17 protein-coding genes are annotated in these 20,017 nt (G+C 73.0%); 12 read left to right on the top strand and 5 right to left on the bottom strand.

Features of this window, described 5'->3' with window-relative positions; all coding sequences use genetic code 11:
- Positions 1–149: 149 nt before the first annotated feature.
- Complete coding sequence (locus ACGF5T_RS27075; RefSeq protein WP_366767469.1) at positions 150–938, top strand: VOC family protein; 789 nt, start codon at positions 150–152, stop codon at positions 936–938.
- Between the two features lie 236 nt (positions 939–1,174).
- Here ACGF5T_RS27075 and ACGF5T_RS27070 read toward each other — a convergent pair whose 3' ends face one another.
- Both ACGF5T_RS27070 and ACGF5T_RS27065 read right to left on the bottom strand, forming a co-directional pair.
- The gene (locus ACGF5T_RS27070) at positions 1,175–2,224 is read right to left on the bottom strand and encodes a LacI family DNA-binding transcriptional regulator (protein WP_356610833.1); all 1,050 of its coding nucleotides are present in this window, start codon (positions 2,222–2,224) and stop codon (positions 1,175–1,177) included.
- 74 nt (positions 2,225–2,298) lie between these two features.
- A complete protein-coding gene (locus tag ACGF5T_RS27065; protein ID WP_356610835.1) occupies positions 2,299–3,351 on the bottom strand; it encodes a multicopper oxidase domain-containing protein in 1,053 nt (350 codons plus the stop codon).
- A 199-nt stretch (positions 3,352–3,550) separates the two neighbouring features.
- Between ACGF5T_RS27065 and ACGF5T_RS27060 the strand changes: the two genes are divergently transcribed.
- Together ACGF5T_RS27060 and ACGF5T_RS27055 are read left to right on the top strand one after the other, a co-directional pair.
- On the top strand, positions 3,551–6,028 hold the full coding sequence (locus ACGF5T_RS27060; RefSeq protein ID WP_366767468.1) for a ThuA domain-containing protein: 2,478 nt from the start codon (positions 3,551–3,553) through the stop codon (positions 6,026–6,028).
- Between the two features lie 14 nt (positions 6,029–6,042).
- Positions 6,043–8,232, top strand: coding sequence for an OmpL47-type beta-barrel domain-containing protein (locus tag ACGF5T_RS27055; protein WP_366767467.1), 2,190 nt, complete (start codon positions 6,043–6,045; stop codon positions 8,230–8,232).
- A 1-nt stretch (position 8,233) separates the two neighbouring features.
- On the opposite strand, the gene ligD is transcribed toward ACGF5T_RS27055, so the two are convergent.
- Positions 8,234–9,259: a non-homologous end-joining DNA ligase gene (gene ligD / locus ACGF5T_RS27050; protein ID WP_366767466.1), complete on the bottom strand. Its 1,026-nt coding sequence runs from the start codon at positions 9,257–9,259 to the stop codon at positions 8,234–8,236.
- Positions 9,260–9,400: 141 nt separating this feature from the next.
- Here ligD and ACGF5T_RS27045 point away from each other — a divergent pair, with 141 nt between their 5' ends.
- Positions 9,401–10,468, top strand: coding sequence for an ATP-dependent DNA ligase (locus tag ACGF5T_RS27045; protein WP_366767465.1), 1,068 nt, complete (start codon positions 9,401–9,403; stop codon positions 10,466–10,468).
- Positions 10,469–10,487: 19 nt separating this feature from the next.
- Here the strand turns inward: ACGF5T_RS27045 and ACGF5T_RS27040 are convergent, their stop codons facing one another.
- The gene (locus ACGF5T_RS27040) at positions 10,488–11,678 is read right to left on the bottom strand and encodes a zinc-dependent alcohol dehydrogenase (protein WP_366767464.1); all 1,191 of its coding nucleotides are present in this window, start codon (positions 11,676–11,678) and stop codon (positions 10,488–10,490) included.
- Positions 11,679–11,905: 227 nt separating this feature from the next.
- Here ACGF5T_RS27040 and ACGF5T_RS27035 point away from each other — a divergent pair, with 227 nt between their 5' ends.
- Entirely contained in the window at positions 11,906–12,877 is a 972-nt protein-coding gene (locus tag ACGF5T_RS27035; RefSeq protein ID WP_366767463.1) for a DUF3048 domain-containing protein, read from the top strand.
- On the opposite strand, the gene ACGF5T_RS27030 is transcribed toward ACGF5T_RS27035, so the two are convergent.
- Positions 12,878–13,342, bottom strand: a complete 465-nt coding sequence (locus ACGF5T_RS27030) for a MarR family transcriptional regulator (protein ID WP_356610847.1) — start codon at positions 13,340–13,342, stop codon at positions 12,878–12,880.
- Between the two features lie 221 nt (positions 13,343–13,563).
- On the opposite strand from ACGF5T_RS27030, the gene ACGF5T_RS27025 reads away from it, so the two are divergent.
- The 7 genes from ACGF5T_RS27025 to pcaD are packed head-to-tail and all read left to right on the top strand — an operon-like array spanning position 13,564 to position 20,017.
- The gene (locus ACGF5T_RS27025) at positions 13,564–14,319 is read left to right on the top strand and encodes a CoA transferase subunit A (RefSeq protein ID WP_366767462.1); all 756 of its coding nucleotides are present in this window, start codon (positions 13,564–13,566) and stop codon (positions 14,317–14,319) included.
- Entirely contained in the window at positions 14,319–14,963 is a 645-nt protein-coding gene (locus ACGF5T_RS27020; protein WP_361018261.1) for a CoA transferase subunit B, read from the top strand. Before ACGF5T_RS27025 ends, ACGF5T_RS27020 begins: the two co-directional genes overlap by 1 nt.
- Positions 14,960–16,162: a thiolase family protein gene (locus tag ACGF5T_RS27015; RefSeq protein ID WP_361018259.1), complete on the top strand. Its 1,203-nt coding sequence runs from the start codon at positions 14,960–14,962 to the stop codon at positions 16,160–16,162. The genes ACGF5T_RS27020 and ACGF5T_RS27015 overlap by 4 nt, the downstream gene beginning before the upstream one ends.
- 17 nt (positions 16,163–16,179) lie before the next feature.
- Positions 16,180–16,953, top strand: a complete 774-nt coding sequence (gene pcaH / locus ACGF5T_RS27010; protein ID WP_356610855.1) for a protocatechuate 3,4-dioxygenase subunit beta — start codon at positions 16,180–16,182, stop codon at positions 16,951–16,953.
- A 6-nt stretch (positions 16,954–16,959) separates the two neighbouring features.
- The gene (pcaG, locus tag ACGF5T_RS27005) at positions 16,960–17,565 is read left to right on the top strand and encodes a protocatechuate 3,4-dioxygenase subunit alpha (RefSeq protein ID WP_356610856.1); all 606 of its coding nucleotides are present in this window, start codon (positions 16,960–16,962) and stop codon (positions 17,563–17,565) included.
- The gene (gene pcaB, locus ACGF5T_RS27000) at positions 17,562–18,899 is read left to right on the top strand and encodes a 3-carboxy-cis,cis-muconate cycloisomerase (protein WP_361018256.1); all 1,338 of its coding nucleotides are present in this window, start codon (positions 17,562–17,564) and stop codon (positions 18,897–18,899) included. The genes pcaG and pcaB overlap by 4 nt, the downstream gene beginning before the upstream one ends.
- Complete coding sequence (gene pcaD / locus ACGF5T_RS26995) at positions 18,896–20,017, top strand: 3-oxoadipate enol-lactonase (protein ID WP_361018254.1); 1,122 nt, start codon at positions 18,896–18,898, stop codon at positions 20,015–20,017. Before pcaB ends, pcaD begins: the two co-directional genes overlap by 4 nt.

Genomic DNA, 20,017 nt, shown 5'->3' with positions numbered 1-20,017 from the left:
GGGTGGTCGGTGGTCGGTGGTCGGTGGTCGGTGGTCGGTGGTCGGTGGTCGGTGGTCGGTGGTCGGTGGTCGGTGGTCGGTGGTCGGTGGTCGGTGGTCGGTGCGAGACTCGGCAGAGCAGGCAGCGGGCTCTTCCGAGGAGGGCGATGATGCTCACCACCCGTTACGTCACCGGCGCCCCGAACTGGATCGACGTCGCCACCTCCGACCTGGAAGGCGCCGCTTCCTTCTACGCCGGCCTCTTCGGCTGGCGGCTCCGCCCGGCGGGCCCCGGAGCCGGGGAGGACGGCCTCTTCGAGCTGGACGGCCGGATCGTGGCCGGCGGTACGCGGCCGGCGCCGGAGCAGGGCCCGCCGTCCTGGACGGTGTACTTCCAGAGCCATGACGCGGCGGCCGCCGCCGACGCCTCGGAGCGGGCCCGCGGCGGTGTGCTCGTGCGCCCGACGGACGTACGGGACCAGGGCACCGCGGCGATCCTCACCGACCGGGGCGGAGCGCGGTTCGGCCTCTGGCAGCCGGGGCGACTGGGCGGCCTCGGCGTGGCCGGCGAGAGCGGCGCGCTGTGCTGGGTCGAGCTGTACACGGCGGACGTCGCCGCCGCCGCCGCGTACTACCGCGCGGTGCTCGGGCTGGAGACCTCCGCCGTCCGCTTCCCCGGCGCGGGCACGTACACCTGCGTGAACCCGGCCGGGGAGGGCGAGGAGAGCATGTTCGGCGGCGTGGTTCCGCTCGCCGGCGACCCCGTGGAGACGGACGCCCACTGGCTGCCGTACTTCGCGGTGGACGACGCGGACGCCGCGGTGGCCCGGGCCGGACGGCTGGGCGGCACGGTGCGGATGCCGGCCACGGACATCGAGGGCGTCGGGCGCCTCGCCCGGCTCGCCGACCCGTACGGCGCGCGCTTCGCGGTGCTCAGACCGTCGCCGGGCAAGGCTTAGGCGGCTCCGCGGCGACCTGTCGCCCACCCTGCGGGCGCGGACGGGAAGCGCCGGGCCGGCCGGAACCCCGCCTCGCCGGGTGGGCCGAGTGGGACGGTGGCGGCTCGGCGAGGGGCGGGGGCGTCGGTCGCGCGGGCGAGCCGCCCGGCGCGTCCGTAGCCACGGGGGCCGGCCGGACGGGTGTCCCCGGTGCGGCGGCGGTCGCCCGGGGCGGTCCTCCGGCCCCGGTCACCGCCTCACGCACTCGCGCGGCGGATTAGCGCGGTCGGCAGCACGACCCCCGACGACGTGTCCGCCACGGTCGCCCCGCCCTCCCCGGCCACGGCGTCAGGGTCCAGGCCGCGCAGCAGCAGGCGGGCCATCAGCCGCCCCATCCCCTCGATGTCCTGCCGGACCGTCGTCAGCGGCGGGTCGGTCTGCTCGGCGACGGGCAGCATGTCGTCGAAGCCGACCACGGCCACGTCGTCCGGCACCCGCCGGCCGCTCTCCCGCAGCACCCGCAGGGCGCCCGCCGCGGTGAGGTCGTTGGCCGCGAACACGGCGTCCAGGTCGGGGCACCGGTCGAGCAGCTCCCGCATCGCGCGCTCCCCGCCACCCGCGGTGAAGTCCCCGCGCGCGACCAGCTCCGGGCCGGCGTCCGCCCGGAGGTCACGGAAGCCGGCGAGCCGGTCGGCCGCGGAGGTCTGGTCGAGCGGGCCGGTGATGTGCGCGATGCGGTCGCGGCCGAGGCCGGCCAGGTGGCGGACGGCGGCGCGGGCGCCGCCGCGGTTGTCGCTGTCCACGTACACCGCGCCGTCCCGGCCGTCGTCCCAGCCGGGCCGTCCGCCGAACACGGTCGGCAGACCGGCGCTGCGGACCAGGCCGGGCAGCGGGTCGTCGAGGTGCAGGGAGAAGACGAGGGCCCCGTCGACGTGTCCGCCGGCCAGATAGCGCCCGACCCGGGCGTGGTCCTCTCGGCCCTCGGTGAGCAGCAGCACGAGCTGGTTGTCGTGCGCCGTCAGTTCCTTGCTGATGCCGCGCAGTTGCTGGGCGAAGTAGGGGTCGTCGAAGACCCTGGCCTCCGGTTCGGCGGCCACCACGGCCACGGCGTCGTGCCGCCTGGTGACCAGGCTGCGGGCGGCCTGGTTGGGCACGTAGCCCAGTTCCTCCACCGCGCGCCGGACCCGCTCGGCCAGCGCGTCCCGCACCCCCTGCGCCCCGTTGACCACCCGGGACACGGTGGCCCGCGAGACCCCGGCGTGCTCGGCCACAGCCTCCAGGGTGGGACGCGGCGCTGTCTGGCTCACTTCGGGCTCCTCGTCGGGCGGCTGCCGCCAGGATAGCGGCAGCCCCGCGAGGGAGAGAGCGCTCTCGACGCCCCTCAGTGGTGGTGGGCGTGCGCGTCCGCGGAGGCCCCCTCGGCCCCCTCCGGGGCACTCCTCGCTCCGCTCGCGGCCCCCTCCGGCTGCCCGTGCGGGTGCTCGTGCGGGTCGTAGCCGGGGATCGTGCCGTCCGTCTTCTTCACCAGGAACAGCCCCACCATGCCCATGTCGGAGTGGCTCTGCACATGACAGTGGTACATCCACGCCCCGGCGCCGACCCCCTCCCCCGCGATGATCTGGAAGCCGAAGGAGTCCGCCGGGCCGGTGATCTTGTTGTCGATGACCTGGCTCGGGTCGTCGGGACCGGTGAGCATGCCGGTGCGGTTGTCGGCCCAGCGGTGACCGTGCATGTGGAAGGTGTGGTAGTACTCGCCGTGCGTGATCATGACGATCTCGACGCGGTCGCCCACGGTGGCCTCGAAGTGGGGGCCCGTGTGCGGCTTCTGGTTGTTGATCAGCATGTCGTTGAAGACGATGGTGTGCGTCGCGTCCGGCAGCACGTCGCCCTTGCGGCGCACGATCACCGGCCCGTACAGGCCCTTGCGGATGCCTCCGGTGCCGTGTTCGGTGCCGACGACGTGGTCGTGGTAGTGCCAGTACCCCGCGCTGCCCGCCCGCCAGGTGCCGTCCGCGCGGCGGCCCGGCTTGTGGGTGCGCCAGGTGTAGGTGCGGGTGCCGCCGGGCTCGACGTCGCTCTTGTTCGCGGCGGTGCCGTCGCTGGAGATCTCGTAGTCCAGGCCGTGGACGTGCAGACTCGCCCGTACGTCCATCGTGTTCGTGAACTCGATGTGCAGCGTGTCGCCCTCGTTCAGCTCGATCAGCGGGCCGGGGATGGACGCCTTGCCCTTCTCGAGGCCGTAGCCCATCTGACCGTCGGGCAGCTTCTCGGCGTACATCCTGATGTGCTTCACCTCGCCCCCGGCCGGCGCCGTCCCGGCGGTGACGGCCTGCGCCGCGCCGGCCGCGCCCGCGGTCTCGGGAGCGATGGACAACGATGTCGCGACGGCTGCGCCGCCCAGCAGTACCCGTCGGTTGAAGCCTCGCCTGTCCATGCCGAACTCCCCACGCTGACCCGGTGTTTGCGCAGACGCAGCCGTGATTGGCTGTGATGAACCTGTGGGACGGTACCGGCTGTGACGGCGTTTATCCACACTCAGGACAAAGTTGGTTCCATCCCGGTCATACCTATTGGCGAACCGCGCAAAGAGGTCTAGCTTCCTTGGCGCTGCTGCCGTGACCGAGGAGGTGCCCATGCCCTTGAGAGGGTTGAGCGCAAGGAGAAGAGGCTGGGCGGCGTTCGCGACCGCCGGTTTCGTCGCCGCGGGGCTGTTGTCCGGCCCCACAGCAAGCGCACGTCCGGCGCCGGATCCATCCCTGACAACGATGTCGATCAAGTCGCCGCCGGGCGGCGCGAATGTACGGGTGCTGATCTTCTACGGGTCCGCCGCGGCCGGGGACGAGTCCCCGGTCGTCAACGCCGGGATCGCCGCGATCGAGCGGATCGGGCTGACCGGCCCGGAGAAGGAGCGCTTCACGGTCGAGGCGACCGACAACGCCTCCGTCTTCACCAACGAGAAGAGGCTCGGCCGCTTCAACGCGGTCGTGTTCCTGACCGGCGGCGGTGACGTGCTCGATCCGGCTCAGGAAGCGGGGCTGGAGGCGTACATGGAGGCCGGCGGCGGGTTCGTCGGCGTCCACGACGCGGCCCGCGCGGAGCCGTACTCGGACTGGTTCACCGGTCTGGTCGGGGCCCGCCCGGCGGCGTCGAGCCCGAAGACCGTCCAGCGGGCCACCGTCGAGGTCGGTGACCGGCGCCATCCGGCCACCAAGGACCTGCCGACGCAGTGGAAGCGCCCGGACACCTGGCTGAACTGGGCGAAGAACCCGTCCGGCGACGTCCACACCGTCGCCCGGGTGCGCGAGTCGACGTACCAGCCGGGTGCCGGCGCCAACGGCTGGGACCACCCGGTCAGCTGGTGCCGGGACTACGACGGCGGCCGGTCCTTCTACACCGGTATGGGCGGCACGGTGTCGTCCTACGACGAGACCGACTTCCGCGCCCACCTGCGCGGCGCCCTGATGTGGACGACGCGGCTGGCCCAGGCCGACTGCAAGGCCACCATCACCGGCAACTACCGGGCCGAGCGGCTCACCCAGGCCAACCAGCCCGGCCAGAACGACCAGATCGGCGAACCGCACGGCCTGGTCACCGCGCCCGACGGCCGCGTCTTCTACATCGGACGCGGCGGCGCCGACTCCTCCAAGCCCGTGATCACCGACTGGAACAACCCCGACATCGGCAAGGGCACGGGCGAGGTCCACGTCTGGGACCCGAAGACCAAGAAGGTCACCCTCGCGGGCGCGCTGACCGTCTTCGGCAACAAGGGCGGCGGCGACGAACTGGTCAAGGTCGAGGAGGGCCTGCTCGGCATCGAGCTGGACCCGCGGTTCACGGAGAACGGCTGGGTGTACCTGCACTACACGCCGCACTCGCAGATCAACCGCGACACCCACATGGCGGAGCGGCGGGTCTCCCGCTTCACGCTGGACCGGGCGACGAACAAGCTGGACCTGGGCAGCGAGAAGGTGCTGCTGAAGTGGCCGGTGCAGATCCACAGCTGCTGCCACGCGGGCGGCGGGATGGCCTGGGACTCCAAGGGCAACCTGTACATCGCGACCGGTGACAACAACTCCAGCGGCTTCAGTGACGGTTACTCGGGCAACAACCCGCAGCCCAACTTCAAGGGCGTCTCCTTCGCCGACGCGCGCCGCACCGCCGGCAACACCAACAACCTCAACGGCAAGATCCTGCGCATCCACCCGGAGCCGGACGGCACCTACACGCTGCCCGAGGGCAACCTTTTCACCGGGAAGGAGACCGCCGAGGGCGGTGGCAAGACGCGTGGGGAGATCTACGTGATGGGTGTGCGCAACCCGGCGCGCATCTCCGTCGACAAGGCCACCGACACCCTGTACGCGGGCTGGGTCGGCCCGGACGCCGGCGCCCCGTCGACGACGTGGGGTCCGGCGAAGTACGACACGTTCGCCACCATCACCAAGGCGAGCAACCGCGGCTGGCCGTACTGCATGGGCAACAAGCAGCCGTACCGGGACCGGAACCTGCCGGACCCGACGAAGCCGCTGGGCTGGTACGACTGCGACGCCCCGAAGAACGAGTCGCCGAACAACGACGGCCTGGTCAACCTGCCGCCGGTGACCGGCAACAACATCTGGTACTCGCCGCAGGGCGGCGGCCCCGACTTCCCGCGCGACGAGAACGGCATCCCGTCGTACAAGCAGGACGAGGCCACCTACCGGCTGCCCTGGCTCAAGGGCGGCGGCCAGGCCGCCATGAACGGCCCGCTCTACCGCTTCGACGCGGACAGCACCAGTGAGACCAAGTGGCCCGCGTACTGGGACGGGAAGTGGTTCGTCGGGGACTTCTACGACTCCGACCAGCCGCGCAACGCGGTGCTGATGGACCCGAAGACACAGGGCGACGGCGGTCTGCCGGTGCACTCGGAGTCGCTGAAGAAGATCGTGCCGATCGGCAACGACGGCATCAAGAACCTGATGGGCTGGAAGTTCGGCCCGGACGGCGCGCTGTACGTCCTCGACTACGGCCGCGGCTTCTTCACCTCGGACTCCAAGTCGGCCCTGTGGCGGGTCACCTACAAGGGCGGCGGGCCGACGCCGGCCGCCGGACAGCTGGCGAGGGGGTCCGAGTGATACGCCAACGAAGAATGTGGGCGGCCCTGTTGGCCGGTCTGCTGATGATGCTCGGTCTGCAGGTGACGTCCGCGTCCGGGCAGCCCCGGGCGCAGGCCGGGGCCGCCGCCGCGGACCAGGTGCTCACCTGGACCGCCGGCGACGACATCACGAAGTACACGTCGGCGCCCGAGACGGCGGTGGCCGGTCCGGCCACGATCGTCTTCGAGAACAGCGAGGCGACCGGCAACACCACCGGCATGCCGCACACGCTGACGTTCATGACCAGCGACCCGGAGTACAACCAGGACGTCCAGCTGAACATCCTGGCCAACCCGGGCGACGACCAGGGCGGCAAACACACCGCCGAGGTCACCCTCACGCCCGGCCGGTACATGTACCACTGCACGATCCCCGGCCACGGGGAGATGAAGGGCGTCCTCGTGGTGACCGAGGGCGGCGGTGGCGAGGACACCACCGCGCCCGCGACCTCGGCCGAGGTGGGCGGCACGCAGAACGCCGACGGCGCCTACGTCGGTTCCGCGACCGTGACCGTCGGCGCCACCGACGAGGGCGGCTCCGGCGTCGAACGGATCGAGTACGCCCTCGGCGCGGACGGCGCCTGGCAGCCGTACACCACGCCGGTCGTCGTCGACCAGGTCGGCGAGCACACGGTGCGCTACCGGGCCTTCGACAAGGCGGGCAACGCCGCCGAGGAGAAGAGCGTCGCGTTCACCGTGGCCGCCCCGGACACCGACGACACGACCGCGCCGGAGACCTCGGCGACGGTCAGCGGTGAGAGGAACCCCGACGGCGCGTACATCGACATGGCGACGGTGACCGTCACCGCCTCCGACACGGGCTCGGGCGTCAACAGCATCGAGTACGCCGTCGGGGACGGCGCCTGGCAGGCGTACACCGCGCCCGTCATGGTGCACGCGGTCGGTGAGCACACCGTGCGCTACCGCGCCACCGACAAGGCGGGCAACGCCGCGGCCGAGAAGAGCGTCGCGTTCACCGTCGTCGCCGCGCCCCCGCAGGACACCGTCCCGCCGGTGACCGGCGCGACCGTGGACGGCACCAGGAACTCCGACGGCGCCTACGTCGGCAGCGCGAAGGTGACCGTCAACGCCACGGACGAGGGCGGTTCCGGCGTGGCCGGTGTGGAGTACTCGCTCGACGCCGGGCCCTACCTCGCCTACGGTGCCCCCGTCATCGTCGACCGCGTGGGCCGGCACACCGTCGCCTACCGGGCCAGTGACAAGGCCGGCAACACCTCCGCGCCGGTGACCGTGAGCTTCACGGTCGTCTCCGGCGGAGTACCGGCGCCGCCCTGCCCGGAGTACGACGAGCGGCAGACGGTGATCGTCGGCACGGTCGACACGGGCGTGCCGAACCGGGTCACGAACAACCGGTGCCGGATCAACGAGATGATCGAGGACGAGAAGGAGTGGTCGTCCCAGGCGCTGTTCCTCAAGCACGTGCGGGAGGTCACGGACGCGCTCCTGGACGAGGGTGTCGTCGACCGCCGGGAGTACCGGGCGATCAACCAGGCCGCCCGGCAGTCGAAGATCGGCACGCCCGGCCAGACCGAGGGCTACCGCACGATCATGGACGGCACCGAGGGGTCGCTGGCCAAGTGGGAGCAGGTCGGGGGTGGTTCGTTCGCGCCCAACGGGGACGGGTCGATCACGTCCGGCACCACCACGCCGGGCATGGGCATGCTGTGGTTCCCGGAGCGCAAGTACGGCGACTTCTCGCTGAAGCTCCAGTGGCGTGACGACGCCCCGGGCACCGGGAACGCCAACTCCGGTGTGTTCGTGCGCTTCCCGCAGGTCCACGACCACCCGGAGGAGTCCCGGCCGGAGTGGGTCGCCATCAAGTACGGGCACGAGATCCAGGAGTTCGACAGCCCGACCGGCGACATGTACAAGACCGGCTCGGTCTACGGCTTCGACCGGGTCGGGCTCGCCGGGGCGGGGGTGACGGAGAAGGGCACCTGGAACGACTACGAGATCCGCGTGGTCGACCAGCACTACTCCGTCTTCCGCAACGGCGTGCTGATCAACGAGTTCGACAACACCGGCGGCCAGGACTTCACCCCGCCGCGCTCGGACGACCCGGGCACGGACGGGCGGCGGTTCTCCTCCGGCTACATCGGACTCCAGGTCCACGGCACGACCGACGTGGTCTCCTACCGGGACGTGAGGATCAAGGAGCTGTAGCTCACGTCCCCTGCGGCCGCGGCTTTCTCGCCCGGCTCGGCTGTACCCGGCTGGGTTCCCCCGGCATCTTCGGATACTCGGGCGGGTACGGCAGATCACCGAGCCCGTGGTCGTGCTCGTCCTTCGTCGCCAGCTCCAGCAGGGCGTCGAGGGAGAACGCCTGATCGTCCATGCCCGCGTGCACGTCGCCGAGTTCGGCGAAGCGCGCGGGCATGGTCGTGATGTCGAAGTCCTGCGGATGCGCGACGCCCACCTCGTCCCAGGTCAGCGGTGCGGAGACCGGGGCGTTCGGGCGGGGGCGCACGGAGTAGGCGGAGGCGATGGTGCGGTCCCGGGCGGTCTGGTTGTAGTCGATGAAGATCCGCTCGCCGCGCTCCTCCTTCCACCACTTGATGGTCACCCGGTCCGGCATCCGCCGTTCCATCTCGCGCCCGACGGCGATCGCGGCGCGCCGCACCTGGGTGAAGGTCCAGCGCGGCTCGATCGGCACGAACACGTGCAGGCCGCGCCCGCCGGAGGTCTTGGGCCAGCCCTGGAGACCGCCGAACTCCTCCAGCACCGCCCGCAGTTCGTGGGCGGCGCGGGCGGCGTCGTCGTAGTCGGTGCCGGGCTGCGGGTCGAGGTCGATGCGCAGTTCGTCGGGGTGGTCGACGTCGTCGCGGCGCACCGGCCAGGGGTGGAAGGTGAGGGTGCCGTACTGGGCGGCCCAGAGCGCCGCGGCCTCCTCGGTGGGGCACATCTCGTCGGCGCTGCGTCCGCTGGGAAAGGTGATGTGCGCGGTCGGGATCCAGTCGGGCATCCCCTTGGGGGCGCGCTTCTGGTAGAACCACTCGCCGGTGATGCCGTCCGGGTAGCGCTGGAGGGTGGTGGGCCGGTCGCGCAGGGCGCGCAGGATCCCGGGGGCGACGGCCTGGTAGTACCGGGCCACGTCGAGCTTGGTGTAGCCGTGCTCCGGGAAGAAGACCTTGCCCGGGCTGGACAGCCGCACGGTCCGTCCGCCCGCCTCCAGTTCCACCGCTTCCGCCATGCGAGCCACGGTAGGCGCACCGCGGGGACCTCGCACATCAGGCGGCGGGCCGTGCGGGCCCGGCGCCGCGAGGCCTCCCCGGCGCCCGGCACCGCGCGGTCCTGACGGGCGGGGACCTGTGGCCGCTCCTACAGTCGGACCATGGATCTGCCCGTCATGCCGCCCGTGAAGCCGATGCTCGCCAAGTCCGTGGCGAAGATCCCGCCGGACATGCACTACGAGGCGAAGTGGGACGGCTTCCGGTCGATCGTGTTCCGCGACGGTGCCGAGGTCGAGTTCGGCAGCCGCACGGGCAAGCCGCTGACCAGGTACTTCCCGGAGCTGGTGGAGGCGGTGCGGGAGCGCCTGCCGGAGCGGTGCGTGGTGGACGGGGAGATCGTGATCGCGCGGGAGGGGCACCTGGACTTCGACGCGCTCACCGAGCGGATCCACCCGGCCGACTCCCGGGTGCGGACGCTCGCCGAGCGGACGCCGGCCTCGCTGGTGGTCTTCGACCTGCTGGCGCTGGACGACACGTCCCTGCTCGACGTGGGACTCACCGACCGGCGGGCGCTGCTGGTCCGGGCGCTGTCCGGGGTCACGCCGCCCGTGCACGTGGCGCCGGCGACGGACGACATCGAGGTGGCCCGGCAGTGGTTCGAGCAGTACGAGGGCGCGGGGCTCGACGGGGTCGTCGCCAAGCCGCGCGACCTGCGCTACCGCCAGGACGAGCGGGCCATGTACAAGATCAAGCACGAGCGCACGGCGGACGTGGTCGTCGCCGGCTACCGCCTTCACAAGAGCGGGCCCGTGGTCGGCTCGCTGCTGCTCGGCCTCTACGACGACCGGGGCGCACTCCAGCACGTGGGGGTGAGCGCGGCCTTCACCATGAAGCGGCGCGCCGAGCTGGTGGAGGAGCTGGAGCCGCTGCGCATGGACGACGTGCGGGGCCACCCGTGGGCCGCCTGGGCCGAGGAGTCGGCGCACGAGTCGGCCCGGCTGCCCGGCGCTCCCAGCCGCTGGTCGGGCAAGAAGGACCTCTCGTGGGTGCCGCTGCGGCCGGAGCGGGTCGTCGAGGTGGCGTACGACCACATGGAGAACGGGGCGCGCTTCCGCCACACGGCCCGCTTCCGGCGCTGGCGCCCGGACCGGACGCCGCGCAGCTGCACCTACGCCCAGCTGGAGGAGCCGGTCCGCTACGACCTCGCGGAGATCCTCGGCGGCCCGTGAGCGGCTCCCGGTCCGGGTCTCACGGCTGCATCAGTACCTTGACCGCGCCGTCCTGCTTCTTCTGGAACATCTCGTACGCGTGCGGCGCGTCCGTCAGCGGCACCCGGTGGGTGGCGAAGTCGTCGACGCCGAGCGGGTCCTCGTCCGTCAGGTAGGGGATGATCTCGTCGCTCCAGCGACGCACGTTGGCCTGCCCCATCCGCATCTGGATCTGCTTGTCGAACATGGTGAGCATCGGCATCGGGTCGGCCATGCCGCCGTAGACGCCGGACAGCGAGATCGTCCCGCCGCGCCGCACCAGTTCGATGGCGGTGTAGAGGGCGGCGAGCCGGTCGACGCTGAAGCGCTCCGCCAGCTTGCCGCCGATGGCCCGGGGCATCACCGCGGCGGCCTGCTGGACCAGCTTGGCGGCGGCGCCGCCGTGCGCCTCGGTACCGACCGCGTCGATCACGGCGTCCGGCCCGCGGCCACCGGTCTCGTCGCGGATCGCGGCGACGAGCTCCTTCTGGCTGTCGAAGGACCGCAGGTCGTACGTCTCCACGCCCCGCTCGCGGGCGCGCCGCAGCCGCTCCGGTACGAGGTCCACGCCGAACACCCGCTCGGCCCCCTTGGCGCGGGCGATCCGGCAGGCCATGTCGCCGATCGGGCCGAGGCCGAGCACGGCGACGCTGCCGCCCTGCGGGACGCCCGCGTACGCGACCGCCTGCCAGGCGGTGGGCAGGACGTCGGACAGGTACACGAAACGGTCGTCGGCCGGGCCCTCGGGCACCTTGATCGGGCCGTACTGGGCCTGCGGCACCCGCAGGTACTCGGCCTGGCCGCCGGGCACGGCGCCGTACAGCCGGGTGTAGCCGAACAGCTGGGCGCCCATCCCCTCGCCGGTGACCTGGGTGGTCTCGCACTGGGTCGGCAGGCCGGTGCCGCACATGTAGCAGTGCCCGCACGCGATCTGGAACGGCACCACGACCCGGTCACCGGGCCGGAGACCGGTCACCTCGGCGCCGACCTCCTCCACGATGCCCATGGGTTCGTGGCCGAGGATGTCCCCCGGTGTCATGAACGGCGTGAGCACCTCGTACAGGTGCAGGTCGGAGCCGCACAACCCGGTCGAGGTGACGCGGATGACCGCGTCCGTCGGCTCCTGGATCCTCGGGTCGGGCACTTCCTCCACCCGCACGTCCCGCTTGCCCTGCCACGTCACTGCCTTCATCGCCTCGCGCTCCCTCCGTCGCCCGTGCGGGCCGGTCCTGCGTGGCGGCCGGGTACCCGGCCGCCCTCCACCGAACCGCCCGCCCTTCTCGTCACTGCCGCCGGTTTCGTCCGAACAGCGGATCATGTGCCCCGCAGCGCGCGCCGTATCAGATTCGGTCGGGTATGGCGCTAAATGCTTCTAGAAGCACACAATCAAGGACAGGGGACGGTCGGGTGGTGGTCGGAATGCGACGAAGGAAGCACAGGCGGCGGGGCGGCGCGCTGCTCACCGCGGCGCTGGCGGTCTCCCTGGGGGCGGCCTGCACGGCCGGGCCCGGGGCGGGCGACGACCGGAGGGCGCCGGAGGTGGAACGGTCGCAGACCGCGAGGAGCCCGGGCCCGGTGCTCGCCGTGAAGGTCGACAACGTCCCCGCGTCCCGCCCCCAGTCGGGTCTGGCGGCCGCGGACGTGGTCTACGTGGAGCCGGTGGAGGCAGGACTGAGCCGTCTGATGGCGGTCTACGCGACGGAACTGCCGGAGTCGGTCGGTCCGGTGCGCAGCGCCCGCGAGTCGGACCTGGAGCTGCTGCGCCAGTTCGACCGGCCGACACTCGCCTTCTCCGGCGCGCAGGGCAAGCTGCTGCCGCTCATCGACGAGGCACCGCTGCGCGCGGAGCCGCCCGGCGAGGAGACCGACGCCTATGTGCGCGACGAGGACCGGGCCGCCCCGCACAACCTGTATCTGCGCCCCGGCCGGCTGCTGCCCGAGCCTCCCGGCGCCGACGCCCTGACCACCGGGTTCCGCTACGGCGAGGCTCCCGGCGGTGGCCGCGCCGAGTCCTCGCGCACGGTGCGCTACCCCTCGGCCTCCTTCGAATTCACCTGGTCCGAGAGCCGTGACCGCTGGCTGGTGGCCATGGACGGGGCTCCGGCCCGGACGGCCGACGGGGGGCGCCTGGCACCGGCGACGGTCGTCGTGCAGCACGTGGAGGTGCGCGAGTCCGCCTTCGGCGACTTCCGGGGCAACAACTCGCCCTACGTCGAGTCGGTGGGCTCCGGTGCGGCCGAGGTGCTGCGCGACGGGCGCGCGTACGACGCGACCTGGAAGCGCGGCGCGGCCGCGGACGGCACGTCCTTCACCGGCGCGGACGGCGCGCCGCTGGAGTTCGCCGAGGGGCAGGTGTGGGTGGTGTTCGTCGACGCGGCGAAGGAGTCCTGATCAGCTCGGGGCCACCACGGGCCCGGCCGGGTCGCGGAGGCCTTCGGCGGCGTCCGCCACCCGGCGGATGAGGTCGAAGAAGACGGCCTGCTCCTCGGCGGCGAGCGGGGCGAGGAAGACCTGGTTCATCCTGGCCGTGCGCACGGCCAGCTTGCGGTGGGCGCGCAGGCCCTCCTCGGTCGGACGCAGCAGGAAGCGGCGGCCGTCCTGCGGGTCGCGGACCTTGTCCAGCAGCCCGCGGCGGCCGAGCCGGCTGATCACCTCGGCGATGGTGGAGCGGTCCAGGCCCACCCGCTCCCCCGCCGTGCGCTGGTCCAGGCCCGGCTCGGCGACCAGGGCGTTGAGGACCGCGAACTGCGGCGAGGTGACCTCCTCCGAGACCATCGTGTTCCACAGCAGGTAGTGCGCCTGCTGCAGCCGCCGGGCGAGGTGCCCGGGGTGGGTGGTCAGGTCGACCGCGGCCATGTGCACTCCAGTGGTCATTTCTGTTGGTGCACTGACGATACCTCGGGCGGGCGACCGCTGTCCGTTGCCCCGACGGACGATCCACCTCGTCTTTTTCCGGCTCTTGACGCCCGGCTGGTCCGGTGGCAGCGTGTGGGGCACCTCGCTGAAATACTCAGTGCCCTGATTAATTGGGGATCGGTTCGCGGTCCGGGGCGCTTGGAAGAGATGGGGCTTCTCGGATGGACAAGGTGGTGGCCTCGGCCGCCGGGGCCGTAGCCGACGTGCCGGACGGCGCGTCGCTCGCGGTGGGCGGCTTCGGGCTGAGCGGTGTGCCGAACGTGCTGATCCAGGCGCTGTACGAGCGCGGGACCGGCGGGCTCTCGGTCGTCTCCAACAACTGCGGGGCGATGGAGTCCGGGCTGGCGGTGCTGCTGGCCGCGGGGCGGATCGCGCGGGTGACCGGGTCCTACATCGGCGCGAACAAGGAGTTCGCGCGGCAGTACCTGGGCGGGGAGCTGGAGGTGGAGATGATCCCGCAGGGCACGCTGGCCGAGCGGCTGCGGGCCGGCGGGGCCGGTATCCCCGCCTTCTACACCCCGGCCGGGGTCGGCACCCAGGTCGCCGAGGGCGGGCTGCCGTGGCGCTACGACGGCTCCGGCGGGGTCGCGCTGGCCTCGCCGCCCAAGGAGGTCCGCGAGTTCGACGGCTCGCCGTACGTACTGGAGCACGGCATCCGCACCGACTTCGCGCTGGTGCGGGCGGCGAAGGGCGACCGGCACGGGAACCTGGTGTTCAACAAGTCGTCGCGGAACTTCAACCCGCTGGCGGCGATGGCCGGCCGGGTGACGATCGCCGAGGTGGAGGAACTGGTCGAGCCCGGCGCGATCGACCCGGACGCGGTGCACCTGCCGGGGATCTTCGTGCAGCGGGTCGTCGCGCTGACGGCGGAGCAGGCGGCGGACAAGAGGATCGAGCGGCGGACGGTGAGTTCCTGATGGCCTGGACGCGTGAGGAGATGGCCGCGCGGGCGGCCCGGGAGCTGCGGGACGGGCAGTACGTGAACCTCGGCATCGGCCTGCCGACGCTGATCCCCAACCACCTCCCCGAGGGCGTGGAGGTCACCCTGGAGTCCGAGAACGGCATCCTGGGCACCGGCCGCTACCCCACCGAGGCCGAGGTGGACCCCGACCTGATCAACGCCGGCAAGGAGACCGTGACGGTCCTGCCGGGCGCCTCCTTCTTCGACTCGGCGCTCTCCTTCGGCATGATCAGGGGCGGGCACATCGACGTGGCCGTGCTGGGCGCGATGCAGGTCTCGGCCTGCGGTGACCTGGCGAACTGGGCGGTCCCCGGAAAGATGATCACCGGGATCGGCGGGGCGATGGACCTCGTCCACGGCGCCCGCACCGTCATCGTCGTGATGACGCACACCGCCAAGGACGGCTCGCCCAAGATCCTCGAACAGTGCGCGCTGCCGCTCACGGGCAGGGCGTGCGTGGACCGGGTCATCACCGACCTCGGCGTCCTCGACGTCACCGGCGAGGGCCTGGTGCTGGTGGAGACCGCGCCGGGCGTGAGCACCGACGAGGTCCTCGCCCGGACCGGTGCCGAAATCGTCGTCCCGGAGGGCGTGAAGTGAAGGACGTCTACATCGTCGACGCGGTGCGCACCCCGTTCGGCAGGTACAACGGCTCCCTCGCGGGCGTACGCCCCGACGACCTGGCCGCGCACGCCGTCCGCGAGCTCCTCGCCCGGACGCCCGCGCTGGACCCGTCCCGGATCGAGGACGTGTACGTCGGCAACGCCAACGGCGCCGGCGAGGAGAACCGCAACGTCGCCCGCATGGCCGCCCTGCTGGCCGGACTGCCCACCACGGTCCCCGGTGTCACCGTGAACCGCCTGTGCGCCTCCGGGCTCGAAGCGGTGATCCAGGCCGCGCGCGCCGTCGCCGTGGGGGACGCGTCGATCGTCCTGGCGGGCGGGGTGGAGTCGATGACCCGGGCGCCGTACGTGCTGCCCAAGTCGGAGCGGCCCTTCCCCGCCGGGCACGCCGAGCTGTACTCGACCACGCTGGGCTGGCGCATGGTCAACCCGCGGATGGACCCGCGGTGGACCGTCCCCCTCGGCGAGAGCGCCGAACTGATCGCCGACAAGCACGGGATCTCGCGGGAACGGCAGGACGAGTACGCCCTCGCCTCCCATCGCAAGGCCGCCCGCGCGCAGGCCGCCGGGCTGTTCGACGCCGAGCTGGCACCCGTCCCGGTGCCGCGGCGCAAGGGCGGGACGGTGGAGTTCGCCGCCGACGAGTGCGTACGCCCCGACGCCTCCCTGGAGGCGATGGCCACGCTGCGGCCGTCCTTCCGCACCGCCGACGGCACCGTCACCGCCGGCAACGCCTCGCCGCTCAACGACGGCGCCGCGGCGCTCCTGCTCGTGGACGACGACGGGCTGCGGGCCACCGGCCGCGAGCCGCTCGCCCGCATCCGTGCCACCGGCGTCTCGGCGACCGACCCGCAGTACTTCGGGCTCGCCCCCGTCGAGGCCGTCGAGCGCGCCCTCACCAGGGCCGGCCGGACCTTCGCCGACCTGGACGTCCTCGAACTCAACGAGGCGTTCGCCGCCCAGGTGCTGGGCTGTGTCGCCGAGTGGCCCGAGTTCGACCCGGCGATCCTCAACCCGCAGGGCGGAGCCATCGCGCTCGGCCACCCCCTCGGCGCCTCGGGTGCCCGCCTCGCCGGCACCGTCGCCCACCAGCTCGCCCGCAGGGGCGGCGGCACCGGCGTCGCCACCCTCTGCATCGGCGTCGGCCAGGGCCTCGCCCTCGTCCTCGACCGCTAGCCACCACGGGAACCCCCATGACTCTCACCCAGCACGACATCGACGCGGAGATCGCGGCCGAACGCGCCGCCTACGACCGGCGCGTCGCCGACGGCGCGCCCGTCGAGCACCACCCGCGCCGCGACTACGCCCCCTACCGCTCCTCGGTGCTGCGCCACCCGAAACAGCCGCCGGTCGCCATCGACGTCACCAAGGACCCCGAGCTGGTGGAGCTGTCCTCCCCCGCCTTCGGGGAGCGGGACCTCACCGGCATCGACAACGACCTGACCCGGCAGCACCACGGGGAGCCGATCGGCGAGCGCATCACCGTCTCCGGCCGCCTCCTCGACCGCGACGGCAAGCCCGTGCGCGGCCAGCTGGTGGAGATCTGGCAGGCGAACTCGGCCGGGCGCTACGCCCACCAGCGCGAGCAGCACGACGCGCCGCTGGACCCGAACTTCACCGGCGTCGGCCGCACCCTCTCCGACGACGACGGCCGCTACCGCTTCACCACCGTCCAGCCGGGCCCGTACCCGTGGCGCAACCACGTCAACGCCTGGCGCCCGGCGCACATCCACTTCTCGGTGTTCGGCTCGGCCTTCACCCAGCGGCTCGTGACGCAGATGTACTTCCCGAACGACCCGCTGTTCCCGTACGACCCGATCCTGCAGTCCGTCACGGACGAGGCGGCGCGGCAGCGGCTGATCGCGGCCTACGACCACAGCCTGTCCGTACCCGAGTTCTCGCTCGGCTACCACTGGGACATCGTGCTCGACGGCCCGAACGCCACCTGGATCGAAGAAGGACGCTGACCCGCCATGACGAAGACCGACCCCGGCCGCCCGGAGCACGTGCTGCCCACCCCGTCGCACACCGTCGGCCCGTTCTACGGGTACGCGCTGCCCTTCCCGGGCGGCGAGGACGTCGCGCCCCTCGGGCACCCGGACACGATCACCGTGCACGGGTACGTGTACGACGGTGCGGGCGCCCCGCTGCCGGACGCCCTCGTGGAGCTGTGGGGGCCCGGCCCGGACGGCGCGCTGCCGACGGCCGACGGCTCGATGCGGCGCGACCCGGCCTCCGGGGGCTTCCTCGGCCGCAACGGCGTGGAGTTCACCGGCTTCGGCCGCGTCCAGACCGACGCGAACGGCCACTGGTACGCGCGGACCCTGCGGCCCGGGGCGCGCGGGCGCAACGCGCCCTACATCAGCGTGTGCGTGTTCGCGCGCGGCCTGCTCGTGCACCTGTTCACCCGGATCTACCTGCCGGGCGAGGAGGCGCTGCTCGCCGCGGACCCGCTGCTGTCCCGGGTGGACCCGGAGCGCCGCGGAACGCTGATCGCCGCCGACGAGGGCCACGGGACGTACCGTTTCGACATCCGCCTTCAGGGCGAAGGCGAGACGGTCTTCCTGGAGTTCCAGTGACATCTGCTCCCGAAGCGCACGACGCGGGCCTGCTCGCCCCCGGGTGGGCGGGCTCGCCGGCCGCCGAGGCGACCGGCGACCGCGCCTGGCTGCGGGCCCTGCTCGACGCGGAGGCGGCCCTGACCCGGGCCCAGGCGGGCCTCGGGCTCGCCCCCGCCGAGGCGGCGAGCGCGGTGACCGCGGCGGCCGACCCGGCCGGTTTCGACGCGCGCTCGCTGGCCGAGCGCGCCCGCGGCGGCGGGAACCCGGTGATCCCGCTGGTGGCCGACCTGACGAGCGCGGTCGGCGAGGAGTACGGGCCGTACGTGCACCGGGGCGCGACCAGCCAGGACATCCTGGACTCGGCGGCGATGCTGGTCGCCGCCCGCACCCTGGACCTGCTGCTGCCCGACCTCGCCCGCACCGGACGGGCGCTGGCCCGGCTGGCCGCCGAGCACCGGGACACGGCGATGCCGGGCCGGACGCTGACCCAGCACGCCGTGCCGACGACCTTCGGGCTGAAGGCGGCGGGCTGGCGGGCGCTGGTGCTCGACGCGCGGGACCGCGTCACGTCCGTGCGCGACGCACTGCCCGCCCAGCTCGGCGGCGCGGCCGGCACCCTGGCCGCCTTCGGGGCGTACGGCGCTCCGGACCCGACCGCGCTGCCCGCGGCGTACGCCCGTGAACTCGGCCTCGAAGAGCCGTTGTTGCCCTGGCACACCCTGCGCACCCCCGTCGCCGACCTGGCCGGCTGCCTGGCCTTCACCGCCGGGGCGCTCGGGAAGATCGCGGCGGACGTGCTGACCCTGTCCCGCACCGAGCTGGGCGAGGTCGTCGAGGGCAGCGGCGGCGGCTCGTCCGCGATGCCGCACAAGGCGAATCCCGTACGGGCCACGCTGATCGCGGCGGCCGCCCGGCGCGCGCCGCAGCTCGCGGCCACGCTGTACGGCTCGCTGGCGGCCGAGGACGAGCGGCCGGCCGGCGCCTGGCATGCCGAGTGGGAGCCGCTGCGGGACCTGCTGCGGCTGACCGCGGGCGCGGCCCGCGATGCCGCCGAGCTGGCCGAGGGGCTCCGGGTGCGCCCGGAGGCGATGCGCGCGCACCTCGGTCTCACGCACGGCCTGATCGTGACCGAGCGGCTCTCCGCCGAACTGGCTCCGGTGCTCGGCCGGGCCCGCGCCAGGGAGCTGCTCACGGAACTGGCCCGACGGACGTACACCGAGGGGCGCGATCTTGCCGAACTGCTGGCGGAGGTACCGGAGTTGTCCGGCCTCGATCTCGTCTCCCTGACCGACCCCGCCCGTTACACCGGCTCCGCCGGAGCCCTGACCGACCGTGCTCTGGAGCGACCTTGACCCTGCTCAACCACCTGTCCGAAGGCCCCGCCACCGCTCCCCCGCTGCTGCTGGGACCCTCACTGGGCACCTCGTACGCGCTGTGGGACGAGGTGGCGCCCGAGCTGTCCGTCGGGCACCGGGTGATCCGCTGGGACCTGCCGGGTCACGGAGGTTCGGCCGCGGACCTGATCGGGCCGGGCGCCACGGTCGGGGACCTCGCCGGGCTGGTGCTCGCGCTCGCCGACTCGCTCGGCGTGGAGCGCTTCGCCTACGCGGGGGTGTCGCTGGGCGGTGCGGTGGGGCTGCACCTGGCCGTGCACCATCCGGACCGGGTGTCCTCGCTGGCCGTCGTCTGCTCCTCGGCGCACTTCAATGGCGCCCAGGCGTGGGAGGAACGGGCCGGGGCGGTGCGGGCCGAGGGACTGGCGCGGCTCGCGGACGGCGCCGCCGACCGCTGGTTCACCCCGGGGTTCACCGTGCCGCGGCTGGTCCGCGACCACCGGGAAGCCGACCCCGGGGCGTACGCCGCCTGCTGCGACGCCCTGGCCGCCTTCGACCTGCGGGACCGGCTCGGCGCGATCAGGGCGCCGACGCTGCTGATCGCGGGCCGGGAGGACCCGGCCACACCTCCCGCCCACCTGCGGGAGATCGCCGACGCCGTACCGGGCGCCACGCTGACCGAGCTGCCGGGGGCCTCGCACCTGGCGCCCGCCGAGCGCCCCGAGGCGGTACTGACCGCGTTGCGGGCCCACTTCGACGGCGACGCCCGGCGCGGCATGGCGGTACGGCGCGAGGTGCTGGGCGACGCGCACGTGGACCGGGCGCAGGGGCGGCAGACCGCCTTCACCGCCCGCTTCCAGGACTTCATCTCGCGCTACGCCTGGGGTGAGATCTGGACCGACGAGACCCTCTCGCGGCGCGAGCGCAGCATGATCACGCTGACGGCGCTGGTCGCGCACGGCCACTACGAGGAGCTGGCCATGCACGTACGGGCGGCGCGGCGCAACGGGCTGACGCCGGACGAGATCGGCGCGGTCCTTCTCCAGACGGCGGTGTACTGCGGGGTTCCGGCGGCGAACTCGGCGTTCGCGGCGGCCCAGCGGGTGCTGGCCGAGGAGGACGGCGTCGCCGGCTGA

Origin of the sequence: Streptomyces sp. NPDC047853 (assembly GCF_043204535.1) — a bacterium.
In the GTDB taxonomy this organism is placed as follows: Bacteria; Actinomycetota; Actinomycetes; order Streptomycetales; family Streptomycetaceae; genus Streptomyces.
Note: the sequence above shows the minus strand (reverse complement) of the source record. Positions and strands in the feature narration are given on the sequence as shown.